The 15,560-nt window shown below is 69.9% G+C and carries 13 protein-coding genes; 6 read left to right on the forward strand and 7 right to left on the reverse strand.

The genetic code is table 11. The features are described 5' to 3' along the window. Positions 1–2: 2 nt before the first annotated feature. Positions 3–1,307 (reverse strand): Nramp family divalent metal transporter, encoded by a 1,305-nt coding sequence (locus tag ACWD10_RS27975; protein ID WP_451095796.1) that lies wholly within the window; start codon positions 1,305–1,307, stop codon positions 3–5. Positions 1,308–1,639: 332 nt separating this feature from the next. Here ACWD10_RS27975 and ACWD10_RS27980 point away from each other — a divergent pair, with 332 nt between their 5' ends. Next, positions 1,640–2,989, forward strand: coding sequence for a M14 family metallopeptidase (locus tag ACWD10_RS27980; protein ID WP_451095754.1), 1,350 nt, complete (start codon positions 1,640–1,642; stop codon positions 2,987–2,989). 81 nt (positions 2,990–3,070) lie between these two features. On the opposite strand, the gene ACWD10_RS27985 is transcribed toward ACWD10_RS27980, so the two are convergent. From ACWD10_RS27985 to ACWD10_RS28000, 4 genes are all read right to left on the reverse strand, one after another. Then, entirely contained in the window at positions 3,071–4,546 is a 1,476-nt protein-coding gene (locus tag ACWD10_RS27985; RefSeq protein WP_451095756.1) for a GntP family permease, read from the reverse strand. A gap of 119 nt (positions 4,547–4,665) precedes the next feature. After that, positions 4,666–5,127, reverse strand: a complete 462-nt coding sequence (locus ACWD10_RS27990) for a RidA family protein (RefSeq protein WP_451095758.1) — start codon at positions 5,125–5,127, stop codon at positions 4,666–4,668. Next, positions 5,124–5,897 (reverse strand): IclR family transcriptional regulator, encoded by a 774-nt coding sequence (locus tag ACWD10_RS27995; protein ID WP_451095760.1) that lies wholly within the window; start codon positions 5,895–5,897, stop codon positions 5,124–5,126. The genes ACWD10_RS27990 and ACWD10_RS27995 overlap by 4 nt, the downstream gene beginning before the upstream one ends. Continuing rightward, positions 5,894–6,949: a sugar kinase gene (locus ACWD10_RS28000; RefSeq protein ID WP_451095762.1), complete on the reverse strand. Its 1,056-nt coding sequence runs from the start codon at positions 6,947–6,949 to the stop codon at positions 5,894–5,896. Before ACWD10_RS28000 ends, ACWD10_RS27995 begins: the two co-directional genes overlap by 4 nt. A 197-nt stretch (positions 6,950–7,146) precedes the next feature. Between ACWD10_RS28000 and ACWD10_RS28005 the strand changes: the two genes are divergently transcribed. From ACWD10_RS28005 to ACWD10_RS28020, 4 genes are all read left to right on the forward strand, one after another. Continuing rightward, positions 7,147–8,448, forward strand: coding sequence for an amino acid deaminase (locus ACWD10_RS28005; RefSeq protein WP_451095764.1), 1,302 nt, complete (start codon positions 7,147–7,149; stop codon positions 8,446–8,448). A gap of 383 nt (positions 8,449–8,831) precedes the next feature. Beyond that, positions 8,832–10,442, forward strand: a complete 1,611-nt coding sequence (locus tag ACWD10_RS28010) for an N-acyl-D-amino-acid deacylase family protein (protein ID WP_451095766.1) — start codon at positions 8,832–8,834, stop codon at positions 10,440–10,442. A gap of 233 nt (positions 10,443–10,675) precedes the next feature. After that, positions 10,676–11,887, forward strand: coding sequence for a pyridoxal phosphate-dependent aminotransferase (locus tag ACWD10_RS28015; RefSeq protein ID WP_451095768.1), 1,212 nt, complete (start codon positions 10,676–10,678; stop codon positions 11,885–11,887). A 128-nt stretch (positions 11,888–12,015) separates the two neighbouring features. After that, the gene (locus ACWD10_RS28020; RefSeq protein WP_451095770.1) at positions 12,016–12,441 is read left to right on the forward strand and encodes an SCO4983 family protein; all 426 of its coding nucleotides are present in this window, start codon (positions 12,016–12,018) and stop codon (positions 12,439–12,441) included. A 70-nt stretch (positions 12,442–12,511) separates the two neighbouring features. Here the strand turns inward: ACWD10_RS28020 and ACWD10_RS28025 are convergent, their stop codons facing one another. After that, entirely contained in the window at positions 12,512–14,344 is a 1,833-nt protein-coding gene (locus ACWD10_RS28025) for a phosphoenolpyruvate carboxykinase (GTP) (RefSeq protein WP_451095772.1), read from the reverse strand. Positions 14,345–14,665: 321 nt separating this feature from the next. On the opposite strand from ACWD10_RS28025, the gene trhA reads away from it, so the two are divergent. After that, positions 14,666–15,397, forward strand: coding sequence for a PAQR family membrane homeostasis protein TrhA (gene trhA, locus ACWD10_RS28030; protein WP_451095774.1), 732 nt, complete (start codon positions 14,666–14,668; stop codon positions 15,395–15,397). Here trhA and ACWD10_RS28035 read toward each other — a convergent pair. After that, positions 15,358–15,560, reverse strand: a 203-nt coding sequence (locus tag ACWD10_RS28035; protein WP_451095776.1) for a hypothetical protein, incomplete at its 5' end; no start/stop codon positions are given. The genes trhA and ACWD10_RS28035 overlap by 40 nt on opposite strands.

Consider the following 15,560-nt stretch of genomic DNA (forward strand, 5'->3'; position numbering starts at 1 on the left):
CTCTACCAGGGCAGCTCCCGCACCTGCTGCACGCACAGGACCACGAACAGCAGCCCCGCCGCACCCAGCATGAAGTTGCTGAGCCAGCCGTTGCGCCACTCCGCGGGCGTCCGCGAGGAGTTGAGCAGCCAGACCAGGGTCAGGGCCAGGAACGGCATGAAGAACGCGCCCAGGACGCCGTACACGATCACGAGTCCGAACGGCTGGTCCAGCCAGAGCAGCGCCATCGGCGGGAAGGTCAGCCACAGCAGATACCCGCGGAAGGCGAGCGACGTCTCCTTCTGGCCCGCGGCCACCTCCTCGACCGTCCCCTCCGCCACGGAGACGCCCTTACGGTCCCGCTGCACCCGCTCCACGAAGTCCGCGAACAGCAGGCTCACGCCGTGCCAGACGCCGATGAGCGACGAGAAGGACGTGGCGCAGAAGCCGATCAGGAACAGCTTGGCGGTGGTGGCGCCGTAGCGGTCCTCGAGGATTCCGCCCAGCTCGACCAGGCCCTTGTCGCCCGAGGCGAGCGCGACCCCGGTGGCGTGGAGCAGCTCGGCCCCGACGATCAGCATCGCGATGACGAAGATGCCGGTGGTGATGTACGCGGCCCGGTTGTCGAGCCGCATCACCTTCATCCAGGACGTGTTGGTCCAGCCCTTGGCGTTCACCCAATACCCGTACGCCGCCATGGTGATGGTGCCGCCGACGCCGCCGATCAGGCCGAGCGTGTAGAGCAGCGAGCCGTCCGGCAGGGTGGGCACCAGGCCCGTGATGGCGTCACCGAGGTTCGGCGTGACGCGGATCGCGACGTACACGACGACCACGAACATCACGCCCACAAGGACGGTCATCACCCGCTCGAAGACCGCGTACTTGTTGAACCAGACGAAGACCAGGCCGATCAGGCCGGTGGTGATCGCCCAGGTCTTCAGGTCGGGCCCGTCCGGGAAGAGCGCCACCAGCGGCAGCGCGGACGAACTCATCGCAGTGGCGCCGTATACAAAGCCCCAGATCACGACGTAGATCGCGAAGTAGACCGTGGTCCAGCGGCCCAGAGTGCGCCAGCCCTCGAAGAGCGTGCTGCCGGTGGCCAGATGCCAGCGGCCCGCCGCCTCGGCGAGCGAGATCTTCACCAGACAGCCGATCACGGCCGCCCAGAGCAGCGTGTACCCGAACTTCGAGCCGGCGATGAGCGTGGCCACCAGGTCGCCCGCGCCGACCCCGGTCGCGGCGACGACGATGCCCGGACCGATGTACTTCCAGCGGGCCTTCGTAGGCCCGTTCTGCGCAGAACCGGACGGTGGCAGGTCCGAACCCATGCCGGGACCGCTGCCCGGCCCGAGGTCCGACCCCATTCCCGGCTCCCGGCCCGAGCCCGCGCCCGCGCCGCCCGCGCCTCTCGCGCCGCTCGCGCTGTCGTTGGTGTCCGCCATAACGGCCCGCCCTCCACTCGTCCCCCGCTCAACGCGCTGATCACGGCAAACGAAAGCGCCCATGAGCCGATCGCACAAGGGGGGTGGGCGCTGATCATTCGCTCCTTGCCCGGATTACACCTTGACCGGTCCATGCCAGGCACCCACGATGGGCCCGCACACCCTGCACCCGCATCCCATGTGTCGCACTGAGCCACCCCCACATCTCAGGAGACTTCATGCGACTTCGCATACGCGGCCGGAGAGCCGCCGCACTCGCGGCCCTGCTCTCCCTGGCGATCGCGGCGCCGATCAGCGCCAACGCCTCGCCCCCGGACGGTCCGTCGGACCAGACGACCAACGCCGCGAGTACCGACAGCGACAACGCACGCACACGCCAGTACGAGATCCACGGCCCGTCGAGCGCGGCGGACCGCACGGCCATCGCGGCCGCCGGGGTCTCGATCGACGAGGCCCACGACCACACCGTCGTCATCTCGGCCACCGACGCCCAGGCCAAGAAGCTGCGCGCCCAGGGCCACAAGCTCAAGGAGCTGGCCGGCCCTCCGGCCCGCACCGGCGGCAAGAAGGCGAGCCCCAAGGACTTCCCGCCGGAGGACTCCGGCTACCACAACTACAAAGAGGCAACGGACGCCATCAACAAGGCGGTTGAGGCCCACCCGGACCTGATGACGAAGGAAGTCATCGGCAAGTCGTACGAGGGCCGCGAGATCGTCGCCATCAAGATCAGCGACAACGCGGGCACCGACGAGGCCGAGCCCGAGGTCCTCTTCACGCACCATCAGCACGCGCGCGAGCACCTCACGGTGGAAATGGCGCTGTACCTGCTCAAGACCCTGGGCGACGAATACGCCACCGACGACCGGGTCAAGAAGATGGTCGACGAGCGCGAGATCTGGATCGTGCCGGACGTGAACCCGGACGGCGGCGAGTACGACATCGCCACCGGCTCCTACCGCAGCTGGCGCCTCAACCGGCAGCCCAACCAGGGCGGCGCCACCGGCACCGACCTCAACCGCAACTGGGACTACAAGTGGGGCTGCTGCGGCGGCTCTTCGGGCACCCCGGGCTCCGAGACGTACCGGGGTTCGGCGCCGGAGTCCGGGACCGAGGTGAAGGTCGTCGCGGACTTCGTGCGCGGCCGGGTGGTCGACGGCAAGCAGCAGATCAAGGCGGCCATCGACTTCCACACCTACAGCGAGCTGATCCTCTGGCCGTACGGCTACACGTACGACGACACGGCCGAGGGCCTGACCCAGGACGACCGGGACGCACACGCGGCGGTCGGCGAGGCCATGGCCAAGAGCAACGGCTACACGCCCGAGCAGGCCAGTGACCTGTACATCACGGACGGCACGATCGACGACTGGCTCTGGGGCGACCAAAAGATCTTCTCGTACACGTTCGAGATGTTCCCGTCCTCGGCGGGCGACGGCGGCTTCTACCCGCCCGACGAGGTCATCGACCGCGAGACCTCCCGCAACAAGGACGCGGTGCTGCAACTGCTGGAGAACGCGGACTGTATGTACCGCTCCATCGGCAAGGAAGAGGAGTACTGCAAGGCGTAGTGCGCCAGCACTGAAAGGGGCCGACACGCGCGCGTCGGCCCCTTTCGTACGTATCCCCTGCACCAGCTTCCTACGTACCCCCTACACCAGCAGACTCGCGACCGCCGCCACCGCGAACCCGGCAACCGAAAGCACGGACTCAAGCACCGTCCACGACTTCAACGTGTCCCGCTCCGAAATCCCGAAGTACTTCGCCACGATCCAGAAGCCACCGTCGTTCACGTGCGACGCGAAGATCGAACCGGCCGAGATGGCCATGATGACGAGCGCCACGAACGGCTGGGAGTAATCCCCCGCCTCGATCAGCGGCCACACGATCCCGGCCGTGGTCACGATCGCGACCGTCGCCGAGCCCTGCGCCACCCGCAGCACCAGCGAGATCAGGTACGCGAGGACAATCACCGGCAGACCGAGGTCGTTGAAGGTGTCGGACAGCGCGTCCGCGATCCCCGAACCCTTCAGAACCGCCCCGAATATCCCGCCCGCACCGACCACGAGCAGAATGTTCCCGACCGGCTTGAGCGACGAAGTCGACACCTGTTCAAGCGACTTACGGCTCCAGCCGCGCCGGATGCCGAGGAAGTAGTACGCGAGCACGAGCGCGATCGTCAGGGCCACAAAGGGATTCCCGAAGAACTCGATGACCGAGCGCCCGGTGGACTGATCGAAGGCGATCGACGAGAACGTCGCGGCGAGGATGAGCACCAGCGGCGTACCGATGATCAAGAAGACCGTGCCGAGCGAGACCGGCGCCTCCTTCGGCGTACGACCGGCGGCCTGCTGCTCCGCGACGACCGCCGCCTTCGCTTCCTCCGCCGCCTCGACCATGTCGTGCGGGACGGGCACGAAGAGCCGGTTGCCGATCCACGTGGCGTACGCCCAGGCGGCGAGCACCGCGGGGATGCCGCAGACGATGCCCATCAGGATGACCCAGCCGAGGTCGACGCGGAGCAGCCCGGCCGCGGCCACCGGACCGGGGTGCGGCGGCAGGAACGCGTGCGTCATGGAGAGGCCCGCGAGCAACGGCATGCAGTACAGCAGGATCGACTTGCCGGAGCGCTTGGCGGCCGCGTACACGATCGGCGCGAGCACGAAGATGCCGACGTCGAAGAAGACCGGAATACCGAAGATGAGGCCGGTGAGGCCCATCGCGAGCGGGGCACGCTGCTCGCCGAAGAGGCTGAGCAGGCGGCCGCTCAACACCTCGGCGCCGCCGGAGACTTCGAGTATCGCGCCGAGCATGGTGCCGAGCCCGATGATGATCGCGACATGGCCGAGGATGCCGCCCATGCCGCTCTCGATCATCGAGACGACATCGGACTTCTGGACGGTGCCGAAGAGTTCGGTGACGGAGAGGCCGGCGGCGAGGCCGACCGCGATGGACACGGCGAGCAGCGCGACGAACGGCTGCAGCCGGACCTTGATGATCAGGAAGAGCAGCAGCAGGATGCCGAGGGCGGCGACGGTGAGCAGACCGGCGGTGCCGTCGATCAGGGCGAGGAGACCACCCGTGTGGGGTGGCGCCTCGGGGGCGGGCGCGGCGGCGGCAAGCAGCATGGGGGGGGGAACTCCATTGTCCGGGGGGTGGCTCGCGCGGGCAGGGCGGATCGCGGCACGGCGCGCCGCTGGGTGCGGTGTGCGCCGTACCGGTGGAGGGGTGGGGGGTCAGTAACACGTCAGCCGAGGACGGCCAGCGCGTCGATCTCGATGAGCAGGCCCTTGGGCAGGCCGACGTAGACGGTGGTGCGGGCGGAGGCCGGGGCCTTGAGGCCCTGCTGCTCGAAGTACTCGTTGTAGATCTGGTTCATCTCGGCGAAGTGGTCCACGTCCGTGAGGTAGACGCGCATCATCATCACGTCGTCCCAGGTGGCGCCGCCCTCTTCGAGGATCGCCTTGACGTTGGCGAAGGTCTGCAGGGTCTGCTCGCGCAGGGTGGGCCCGGCCGGGGTCGGGGCCTTGCCCTCCTCGGCGGGCAGGAAGCCGACCTGTCCGGCGACCTGGAGGATGTTGCCCTTCTTCACGCCGTGCGAGAACTTCGCGGGCGGGGTGGTGTGGGTGGCGGGGGTGAGAGCGATCTTCTCGGTGCTCTGTGCGGTGTTCTGCGCGGTGTTCTGTGCGGTGTTCTGCTGGGTGCTCATGAACGTGCTTCCTTCTGCGGGGTGTTGGGCGCCTTGCCGGAGTATTCGCGACTGATGGCCTCTGCCGTACGGCGAACGAGCGGCAGCAGGGTGAGGAGTTCCTCGGCGGTGACGACGACATTCGGCGCGGAGACCGACATGGCGGCGACGGCCCGGCCGTCCGCACCGCGGATGGGGGCGCCGATGCAGTTGATGGACTCCTCGTGGCCACCGAGGTCGGTGGCCCAGCCCTGTTCGCGCACGGTGGCCAGCTCCTTGAGGAAGGCGGCGGCGTTCGGCGTCGAACGGGGCGTGTACATGGGGTAGTCGAGCTTCTCGGCGACGGCGCGCCGCTCGGGCTCGGACAGATCGGCGAGGAGCAGCTTGGCCACGGCCGCGACGGTGATCGCGACGGGCTTGCCGATGCGGGAGTACATCCGTACCGGGTAGCGGCTCTCCACCTTGTCGATGTAGAGGACCTCGTTCTCCTCGTAGACGGCGAGGTGGACCGTGTGCCCGATCTTCTCGTTCAGCTCGACGAGGTGCGGGTGCGCGATCTCCCGTACGTCCAGGTTCTCGACGGCCTCCTGGGCGAGCGCGAACAGGCGGGCGCCGAGGCGGTAGCGCTGGTCGGACTGGCGGTAGACCAGGCCGTGTTCGTGCAGGGTGCGCAGCAGCCGCAGCGCGGTCGACTTGTGCACGCCCAGCCGCTCGGCCACCTGCCCCAGGTCGGCGGGCCCCTCCGCGAGCAGCGGCAGGATGCTCAGCGCCCGGTCGACGGTCTGGCTCATGTGGTGACTACCTCCCCGGTTCCGGCCCCGGTACGGGTCCAGGCGGGGCCAAGGCGCAGTGTGCCCCACTGGTCGGCCGGGAGTGCGGCAAGGCGGTCCGCCTCGGCGCGGGCGGGCGGGGTGCCCAGGTCGCCGGGGACGGTGAGGGCGGCGGCGGCCATCAGGTGGCCGTGCCGGAGCCGGGTCTCGGCGGGCAGTCCGCGCAGCGTGGCGGAGAGGAACCCGGCGGCGAAGGCGTCCCCGGCGCCGACGGCGGCGACGACGTCGACAGTCAGGGCGGGCACGTACGTCGGTTCCTCGCCGGTGAAGAGGACGGCGCCGCGCGCCCCCTGCTTGACGACGAGCAGCTCCGGCTCGGGCAGCGCGGCCCGCACCGCCCGCGGCCCGCCGCTGACGCCCCAGGCGGCCTCGGCCTCGTCCGCGCCGACGAAGACGAGGTCGCTGCCGCGCGCGAGGTCGAGCAGGACGGGCCCGGCCTGCGCGGGGTCCCGCCACAGGTTCATCCGGTAGTTGACGTCGAAGGAGACGAGGGCGCGGCCGGGCCGTGGGGCGGTCAACTCCCGTACGAGCGCGAGACAGTCGTCCGAGAGGGCGGCGGTGATGCCGGACAGGTGCAGGATCCGGCCGGAGCGCAGCGCGTCCAGGTCCATGGTGGCGGGGGACATGGCGGAGGCGGCGGATCCGGCGCGGTAGTAGGCGACCTCGTGGGCGTCGGTGGCCCGGTCCCCGGCGGTACGGAAGTAGATCCCGGTCGGCCGCTCGGCATCGCGTACGACCCCCGACGTATCGACACCACAGGCGGCGACGGCGGAGACGAGATGCTCACCGAAGCCGTCGTCGCCGACGCGGCTGACCCAGCGGGCGCGGTGCCCGGCGAGGGCGAGGGTGCAGGCGACGTTGGACTCGGCGCCGCCGATGCCACGGTCGAAGGACGAAACATCGGCGAGGCGTCCGGGTCCGGAGGGCCGGAACGCGACCATGGACTCGCCGAGCGCGACGACGTCCGGTTCGTCGGCGGCGGTGCGCGGTGCGGCGGGTCCGGTGGCGGTCACGGTGGGTCGTTCTCCTCACGGCTGGGGCTGGGGCTGGGGCTGCGGCTACGGCTACGGCTGCTTGGCCTGCGGCTTGGGGGCCAACGGCTCCGTTGACCCGGCGTTGGCCCGGATGCTAGACAGCATCAAGCGACATACGCAATGACCGTTGCATATATTGCAATAACCCCTGTGACGCCCCGCCTGGAGGAGGCTCCATGACCGCCGACAACGCCGTCGAGCGCCTGACGGAACTCGCGTCGGAACTCGCGAACGAACGGGTGGACTTCCGTTTCAAGGGCCTGCCGCCGGACGCCGCGGGCCTGACGGTCGGCGAGCTGGCCGCACAGCGCCGCAACCTGTTCACCGGCGGCTTCACCACCCCCGTCCTGGCCCTGTCGGCCGAGCGCGTCGAGCACAACCTCGCGGTCATGGAGGCGTACTCCACCCGCCACGGCCTGGCCTTCGCCCCGCACGGCAAGACCTCCATGGCCCCCGCGCTCTTCGCCCGCCAGGAGCGGCACGGCGCCTGGGGCATCACGCTCGCGGTGCCGCACCAGGTGCGCGTGGCACGGGCGTTCGGCGTTCGCCGCGTCTTCCTGGCGAACGAACTGGTGGACGCGGCGGCGCTGCGCTGGCTGGCGACGGAGCTGGACTCCGACCCCTCCTTCCGCTTCCTCTGCTACGTCGATTCGGTACGCGGCGTGGAGCTGATGGACGAGACGCTGCGGTCGGCGGGCGCGTCCCGGCCGGTCGACGTGGTGGTGGAGCTCGGCGCGGGCGACGGCGCGCGCACGGGCGTCCGTACGGAGGCCGAGTGCGCGGCGGTCGCTGACGCGGTGGCGGCGACGGAGACGCTCCGCTTGGTGGGTGTGGCCGGGTACGAGGGCGAGGTGCCGCAGGCGGACCCGGAGCGGGTGACGTCCTGGCTGCGCCGCCTGACCGGGCTTGCGGCGGACTTCGACAAGGCGGGCCGCTTCGCGGGGCTCGACGAGATCGTGGTGAGCGCGGGCGGCTCGGCCTGGTTCGACGCGGTGGCGAACGTCTTCGCGGAGATCCCCGAACTCTCCCTGCCCGTCATGAAGTTGCTGCGCTCCGGCGCGTACGTCTCGCACGACGACGGCCACTACCGGAAGTTGACCCCCTTCAACCGGGTCCCGGACGAGGGCGCCCTGGAGCCCGCGTTCCGGCTCTGGGCCCAGGTGGTGTCCCGGCCGACGCCCGAGCAGGCCTTCGTGAACGCGGGCAAGCGGGACGCGGCGTACGACCTGCACCTGCCGGAGGCCCAGGTGGTACGGGACACCCGCACCGGCGAGGTGCGCCCCGCGACGGGGGTACGGGTCACGGGCCTCTCCGACCAGCACGGCTGGGTACGCACGGACGCCGGGGCGGACCTGGAGGTCGGCGACTGGCTCGGCATGGGCCTCTCGCACCCGTGCACGTCCTTCGACAAGTGGCAGCTGATCCCGCTGGTGGAGCCGGACGGCACGGTCACGGACTACATCCGCACGTACTTCTGACGGCACCCCGCGCGCCCGTACGACCGGGGCTCCGCCCCGGGCCCCGGTCCGTGGCCGGACGCGCTTTCGTTCCCCAGCCCCGCCCCTTCCCGACAGCATCAATATGCGGCTAACGCCGCGTGGCTGACGGCGCTTCGGGGGCTCCGCCCCCGGACCCCCGCTCCTCAAACGCCGGAGGGGCTGATTCGGCCCCCACCTCCCCCACCCACCCGGCGGGGGCTGGGCTTTCAGCCCGCCCGGCAACTATCAGCCTGTCCGGCGTTTGAGGACGAGCGCGTTCAGCGCGATATCTGCAGCAGGGTCCGGGGCGGCAGCCCCGAAGCCGCTGCAAGCTTTCGGGAAGGGGCGGGGCGGGGAGAAAACCCCCTCAGAGAGGCACCCCCATGGACCTGGTCATCCGCAACGCCCGCGTCATCGACGGCTCCGGCGAGCCCTCCTACCGCGCCGACGTCGGCATCGAGAACGGCCGCATCGCCGAGATCCACCGCGAAGGAAACGGCCCCCGTCCCTCCGCCCCACAGGAGCTCGAGGCCGACGACCTCGCCCTCTCCCCCGGCTTCATCGACATGCACGCCCACTCCGACCTCGCCCTCCTCCGCGACCCCAGCCACGAGGCCAAGGCCGCCCAAGGCGTCACCCTCGAAGTCCTCGGCCAGGACGGCCTCTCGTACGCCCCCGTCGACGACCGCACCCTCGCCGAGGTCCGCAACGCCATCACCGGCTGGAACGGGGACGGTTCCGATATCGACTTCAGCTGGCGCACCGTCGGCGGCTACCTCGACGCCCTCGACCGCGCCCACGGCAACCACGGCATCGCCGTGAACGCCGCCTACCTGATCCCCCAGGGCACCGTCCGGATGTACGCCGTCGGCTGGGACGACCGCGACGCCACGCCCCAAGAGATGGACCGCATGCGGCAGTTGGTCGCCGAGGGCATGGAGCAGGGCGCCGTCGGTATGTCCTCCGGGCTCACGTACACGCCCGGCATGTACGCCAAGGACGCCGAACTCACCGAGCTCTGCCGGGTCGTGGCCGCGTACGACGGCTACTACTGCCCGCACCACCGCTCGTACGGCGCGGGCGCCCTGGACGCGTACAAGGAGATGGTGGCCCTCACCCGGGAGGCGGGCTGCGCCCTCCACCTCGCCCACGCCACCATGAACTTCGGGGTGAACAAGGGCAAGGCCAACGACCTCCTCACCCTCCTCGACGACGCCCTGGCCGACGGCGCCGACATCAGCCTCGACACGTACCCGTACACCCCCGGCTGCACCACCCTCGTCGCGATGCTCCCCAGCTGGGTCAGCGAGGGCGGCCCGGACGCCATCCTCGCCCGCCTCCAGGACGACGGGACGGCCGAGAAGATCCGCCACCACCTCGAAGAGATCGGGTCCGACGGCTGCCACGGTGTGCCCATCGAGTGGGACACCATCGAGATCTCGGGCGTGAGCGACCCCGGTCTGGCGTCCTGCGTGGGCAGGACCATCCAGGAGTCGGCCGACATGCGGGGCGAGGCCCCCTGGACCACCGCCCGCCGCCTGCTGATCGACGACCGGCTCGGGTCGACGATCCTCCAGCACGTCGGGCACGAGGACAACGTCCGCGCGATCATGAAGCACCACGTGCACACCGGCGGCTCGGACGGCATCCTTCAGGGCTTCAAGCCGCACCCGCGGGCGTACGGCACATTCCCGCAGTATCTGGGGCGGTACGCACGGGACCTCGGCGTCCTCGGCCTGGAGGAAACCGTCGCCCACCTCACGTCCCGCCCCGCGGCCCGGCTCCGGCTGCCCGACCGCGGGTACGTCCGCGAGGGCTACCGGGCCGACCTCGTGCTCTTCGACCCGGACACCGTCGCCGCGGGCTCGACCTTCAAGGCGCCGCGCACCCTGCCGGTCGGCATCCCGCACGTCCTGATCGACGGCCGCTTCGTGATCGAGGACGGACGGCGTACGGATGTGCTCGCGGGCCAGGCCGTACGACGGTCGCGGTGACGCCCGAGCGGACGCGACGCCGGGCAACATCGTGGCGCAAATCACCCCACTCCGCCCGCACCGCACTTCCAAGCCGCACTCCACCTGCCACCGGGGATTCCCACGCGCACACCGACCGGCGCATTGCGATGGAAGGCTCCCTTCCGCAAGCCCCCCGCCCCGGGCCGCCTGCCGGGGCCCACGTGGCCGTAAACACCAGGCGCACCCCGGAAACACCCTCGTAAAGTTGCGACATGCAGCTGATCCAGTCGACGAAGCTCGCCAACGTCTGTTACGAGATCCGGGGCCCGGTTCTCGAAGAGGCAATGCGGCTCGAAGCAGCAGGCCACCGCATCCTCAAGCTCAACACCGGCAACCCGGCGGCCTTCGGCTTCGACTGCCCGCCGGAGATCCTCGAGGACGTGCTGCGCAACGTCGGGACGGCGCACGGCTACGGCGACGCGAAGGGGCTGCTCGCGGCCCGCCGCGCGGTCGTCATGCACTACCAGACCCTCGGCGTGGAGTCCGACGTCGAGAACGTCTTCATGGGCAACGGCGTCTCCGAGCTGATCGTCATGGCCATGCAGGCCCTGCTCGACGACGGCGACGAGGTGCTCGTACCGGCCCCGGACTACCCGCTGTGGTCCGCCGCTGTCTCGCTCTCCGGCGGCACCGCCGTGCACTACCGCTGCGACGAGCAGTCCGACTGGATGCCCGACCTCGCCGATGTGGAGCGGAAGGTCACCGACCGCACCAAGGCGATCGTCATCATCAACCCGAACAACCCGACCGGCGCCGTCTACAGCGACGACGTGGTGCGCGGCCTGACCGACATCGCCCGCCGCCACAACCTCCTGGTCTGCTCCGACGAGATCTACGACAAGATCCTCTACGACGGCGCGACCCACACCCCGACCGCCGCCCTCGCCCCGGACCTGCTCACGCTCACCTTCAACGGCATGTCGAAGGCGTATCGCGTGGCCGGTTACCGGACCGGGTGGATGGTGATCTCCGGGCCGCGGGCGCACGCGGAGTCGTACATCGAGGGCCTGACGATCCTCGCCAATATGCGTCTGTGCGCGAACATGCCCGCCCAGCACGGCGTGGTCGCGGCGCTCACCGGGCGGCAGACCATCAACGACCTGGTACTCCCGGGCGGACGGCTGCTCGAGCAACGCGATACGGCGTACGACCTGCTCACCCAGATCCCGGGCGTGACCTGCGTCAAGCCCAAGGGCGCCCTCTATCTCTTCCCGCGGCTCGACCCCAAGGTCTTCAAGGTCAAGGACGACCGGCAGATGGTCCTCGACCTGCTGCGCGCCGAGAAGATCATGGTCGTGCACGGTATGGGCTTCAACTGGCCGGAGCCCGATCACTTCCGCATCGTCACGCTCCCCCAGGCCTCCGACCTGGCGGACGCGGTCACCCGGATCGGCACGTTCCTGGACGGCTACAGCCAGCCCTGACCTGGCTCTGACCTGACCCCCCTGACCTGGCCTTGACCCCGTCCCGACCTGGGCCTTAGGGACCGGACTCAACTTTAGACTGAATCTAAGCTAGGATGGCTTCCTGAGAGACCAGGAGGCCATCCACCATGTACGAACCGATCCGCAGCAAGTCGGTCCACACGATGGCCGGCACCCCCGACCAGAACTACCCGCACCGCTCCCGCGAAGAAGAGCTGGACATCCAGCTCGCCGGTCACCTCGCGGCGCTGCTCGCCGTCACGGACGAGCTGCGCGCCCTCGCCCCGTCCGCCGAACTGGACGACGCGGCCGAGCAGCTGGCCCGCCAGGTGGCCCGGCTGCGCGGCGGCACGCCGCCGGTACGGTCGGCCGTGGCCGCCGCCATCCACGAGCCCCACCTCGCGGCCCTGCACCAGCGCGCCCACGCCCTCGCGGGCCGCGCCCTGGTCGTGGCCGCCTCCCGCGCGGACACCGCGGCGGCGATCCTCGCCGCGGAGCGGATGGACGCGCACACCGCCGCCCTGCGGGAGCGGGAGCCCGCGGGCGCCCACTGAACGGCCCCGGCCCGCGACCGGGGAGGTTCGCGGGCCGGGCGCCACGGACGGCTGGCGAGGCTTACAGGGTTCAGCCGAGGCGCTGCACGAGCGCGCGGTACTGGTCCCACAGCTCCTTGGGCGTGTGGTCGCCGAAGGTGTTCAGGTGCTCGGGGACCAGGGCGGCCTCCTCGCGCCACACCTCCTTGTCGACCGTGAGCAGGAAGTCCAGCTCCTCGTCGGACAGTTCGAGGCCCTCGGTGTCCAGGGACTCCTTGGTCGGCAGGATGCCGATGGGGGTCTCGACGCCCTCGGCGCGGCCGTCGAGCCGCTCGACGATCCACTTCAGGACGCGGCTGTTCTCACCGAACCCGGGCCACACGAACTTGCCGTCCGCGCCCTTCCGGAACCAGTTGACGTAGTAGATCTTCGGCAGCTTGGCCGCGTCCTTGCCTTCGCCGACCTTGATCCAATGGGCCATGTAGTCGCCCATGTTGTAGCCGCAGAACGGCAGCATCGCGAACGGGTCGCGACGCAGCTCGCCCACCTTGCCCTCGGCGGCCGCGGTCTTCTCGGAGGCGACGTTCGCGCCGAGGAACACCCCGTGGTTCCAGTCGAAGGACTCGGTGACCAGCGGTACGGCGGAGGCGCGGCGCCCGCCGAAGAGGATCGCGGAGATCGGCACGCCCTTGGGGTCCTCCCACTCGGGCGCGATGATCGGGCACTGCGAGGCGGGGACGGTGAAGCGGGCGTTGGGGTGCGCGGCCGGGACGTCGGACTCGGGGGTCCAGTCGTTGCCCTTCCAGTCGGTCAGGTGGGCCGGGGTCTCCTCGGTCATGCCCTCCCACCAGACGTCGCCGTCGTCGGTGAGCGCGACGTTGGTGAAGACCGAGTTGCCCCAGAGCGTCTTCATGGCGTTGGCGTTGGTGTGCTCGCCGGTGCCGGGCGCGACGCCGAAGAACCCGGCCTCCGGGTTGATCGCGTACAGGCGGCCGTCCTCGCCGAAGCGCATCCAGGCGATGTCGTCGCCGATCGTCTCGACCGTCCAGCCGGAGATCGTGGGCTCCAGCATGGCCAGGTTGGTCTTGCCGCAGGCCGACGGGAACGCGGCGGCGACGTACTTCGCCTCACCACTCGGCGGCGTCAGCTTGAGGATCAGCATGTGCTCGGCCAGCCAGCCCTCGTCCCGGGCCATCACGGAGGCGATGCGCAGGGCGTAGCACTTCTTGCCGAGCAGCGCGTTGCCGCCGTAGCCGGAGCCGTACGACCAGATCTCGCGCGACTCCGGGAAGTGCGAGATGTACTTCGTGGTGTTGCACGGCCACGGCACGTCCGCCTCGCCCTCCTGGAGGGGGGCGCCGAGGGTGTGCACGGCCTTCACGAAGAAGCCGTCGGTCCCGAGCTCGTCGAGGACGGCCTGACCCATCCGGGTCATCGTGCGCATCGAGACGGCCACGTACGCCGAGTCGGTGATCTCCACGCCGATCGCGGAGAGCGGGGAGCCGAGCGGGCCCATGCAGAACGGGACGACGTACATGGTGCGCCCGCGCATCGAGCCCCGGAAGATCCCACCATTCCCCTCCTTCCCCTCGAAGATCTCCCGCATCTCGGCGGGGGCCTTCCAGTGGTTGGTCGGGCCGGCGTCCTCCTCGTCCTCGGAACAGATGAACGTACGGTCCTCGACACGGGCGACATCGGACGGGTCGGAGGCCGCGTAGTAGGAGTTGGGGCGCTTGATCGGATCGAGCTTCTTGAACGTGCCCTTGGCGACGAGTTCCTCGGCCAGGCGCTCGAACTCCGCCTCCGAACCGTCGCACCAGACCACCCGGTCCGGCTGTGTGAGTTCGGCGATCTCGTTGACCCAGGAGACCAGCTCCTGGTGCTGGGTGGGGACAGTTCCGGGAGCCGCGAAGTCGCGCGCCACGATCGCTCCTAAGTGAAGGCTGATGAGGGGTTTTGTGTGTCAGCGGCGGGTGCGCCGCTTCTTCTGTTGCGGAGTTCTGTTTAAGCGGTTCTGTTTACGGGGTTCTGTTACAGGTTCCGCCGTGACGCCCCTTGGGGGCCTCGACCCGGATGCGTCGTAGCTGCTCATCCGGTGCCGACCGCACTCATTTGATCATCCGTCGATGCCGCCCATCTGTCCAGAGCCCCTCACACGTGAGCATCACCACGGGGCAGATCCGGACACATCGCGGCAGCGAAGACTTCATCCAGTGCCTACGGCTCCGTAGGTACCATGCCTGCCATGACTGCGCCCGTCCCCGACGCAACCAGCCTCGTCACCGCCGATCGGGGCCCTTGCGGCACCCCGGCCGCCGAACCGGACCCCTCCCACCCGCACCTGATCAAGCCCAAGCTCCGCGGCTGGCTGCACGCCGGCATGTTCCCCGCGGTGCTGCTTGCCGGCCTGGTGCTCACCGCGCTCGCCGACTCGACCCGGGGGCGGATCGCCTGCGGGATCTACGTCCTGACGGCCTGCCTGCTGTTCGGCGTGAGCGCCGTCTACCACCGCGGCAACTGGGGCCCGCGCGCCACGGCCGTACTCCGCAGGCTCGACCACGCGAACATCTTCCTGATCATCGCGGGGACGTATACCCCCCTGACGCTGCTCCTGCTCCCCGAAACCAAGGGCCAGGTGCTGCTCTGGGCGGTGTGGGCGTCGGCGCTGGTGGGCATCGCCTTCCGGGTCTTCTGGGTGGGCGCACCGCGCTGGCTCTACACGCCCTGTTACATCGCGATGGGCTGGGCCGCCGTCTTCTTCCTGCCGGACTTCCTGCGTACCGGCGGGATCGCGGTCCTCGTCCTGGTGATCGTCGGCGGTCTGCTCTACAGCGTGGGCGGCGTCATCTACGGCATGAAGCGCCCGAACCCGTCACCCCGCTGGTTCGGCTTCCACGAGATCTTCCACTCCTTCACGCTGGCCGCCTTCGTCGTGCACTACGTCGGGATCTCCCTGGTGGCGTACCGGCACGGCTGAACGGCGTCAGCCGCATATCGACACATCCGGGAAGGGGCGGGGCAGAGGTAGGGGTAGGGGTAGAGGAGTAAGGAGCACACCTCGACGCGCCGCTCGCGATCGTCGACCTGGAGGCGTTCGACGCCAACGCCGCGGATCTCGTACGCCGTTCCGCCGGCAAGCC

Source organism: Streptomyces sp. NPDC002851 (genome assembly GCF_053591935.1).

Coding starts and splice junctions, on each gene's coding strand:
- ACWD10_RS28020 (WP_451095770.1), top strand. CDS start 12,016: ATGTACGAACCGATCCGCAGCAAGTCGGTCCACACGATGGCCGGCACC.
- ACWD10_RS27975 (WP_451095796.1), bottom strand. CDS start 1,307: ATGGGTTCGGACCTGCCACCGTCCGGTTCTGCGCAGAACGGGCCTACG.
- ACWD10_RS27990 (WP_451095758.1), bottom strand. CDS start 5,127: ATGAGCACCCAGCAGAACACCGCACAGAACACCGCGCAGAACACCGCA.
- ACWD10_RS27980 (WP_451095754.1), top strand. CDS start 1,640: ATGCGACTTCGCATACGCGGCCGGAGAGCCGCCGCACTCGCGGCCCTG.
- trhA (WP_451095774.1), top strand. CDS start 14,666: ATGACTGCGCCCGTCCCCGACGCAACCAGCCTCGTCACCGCCGATCGG.
- ACWD10_RS28015 (WP_451095768.1), top strand. CDS start 10,676: ATGCAGCTGATCCAGTCGACGAAGCTCGCCAACGTCTGTTACGAGATC.
- ACWD10_RS27995 (WP_451095760.1), bottom strand. CDS start 5,897: ATGAGCCAGACCGTCGACCGGGCGCTGAGCATCCTGCCGCTGCTCGCG.
- ACWD10_RS28010 (WP_451095766.1), top strand. CDS start 8,832: ATGGACCTGGTCATCCGCAACGCCCGCGTCATCGACGGCTCCGGCGAG.
- ACWD10_RS27985 (WP_451095756.1), bottom strand. CDS start 4,546: ATGCTGCTTGCCGCCGCCGCGCCCGCCCCCGAGGCGCCACCCCACACG.
- ACWD10_RS28005 (WP_451095764.1), top strand. CDS start 7,147: ATGACCGCCGACAACGCCGTCGAGCGCCTGACGGAACTCGCGTCGGAA.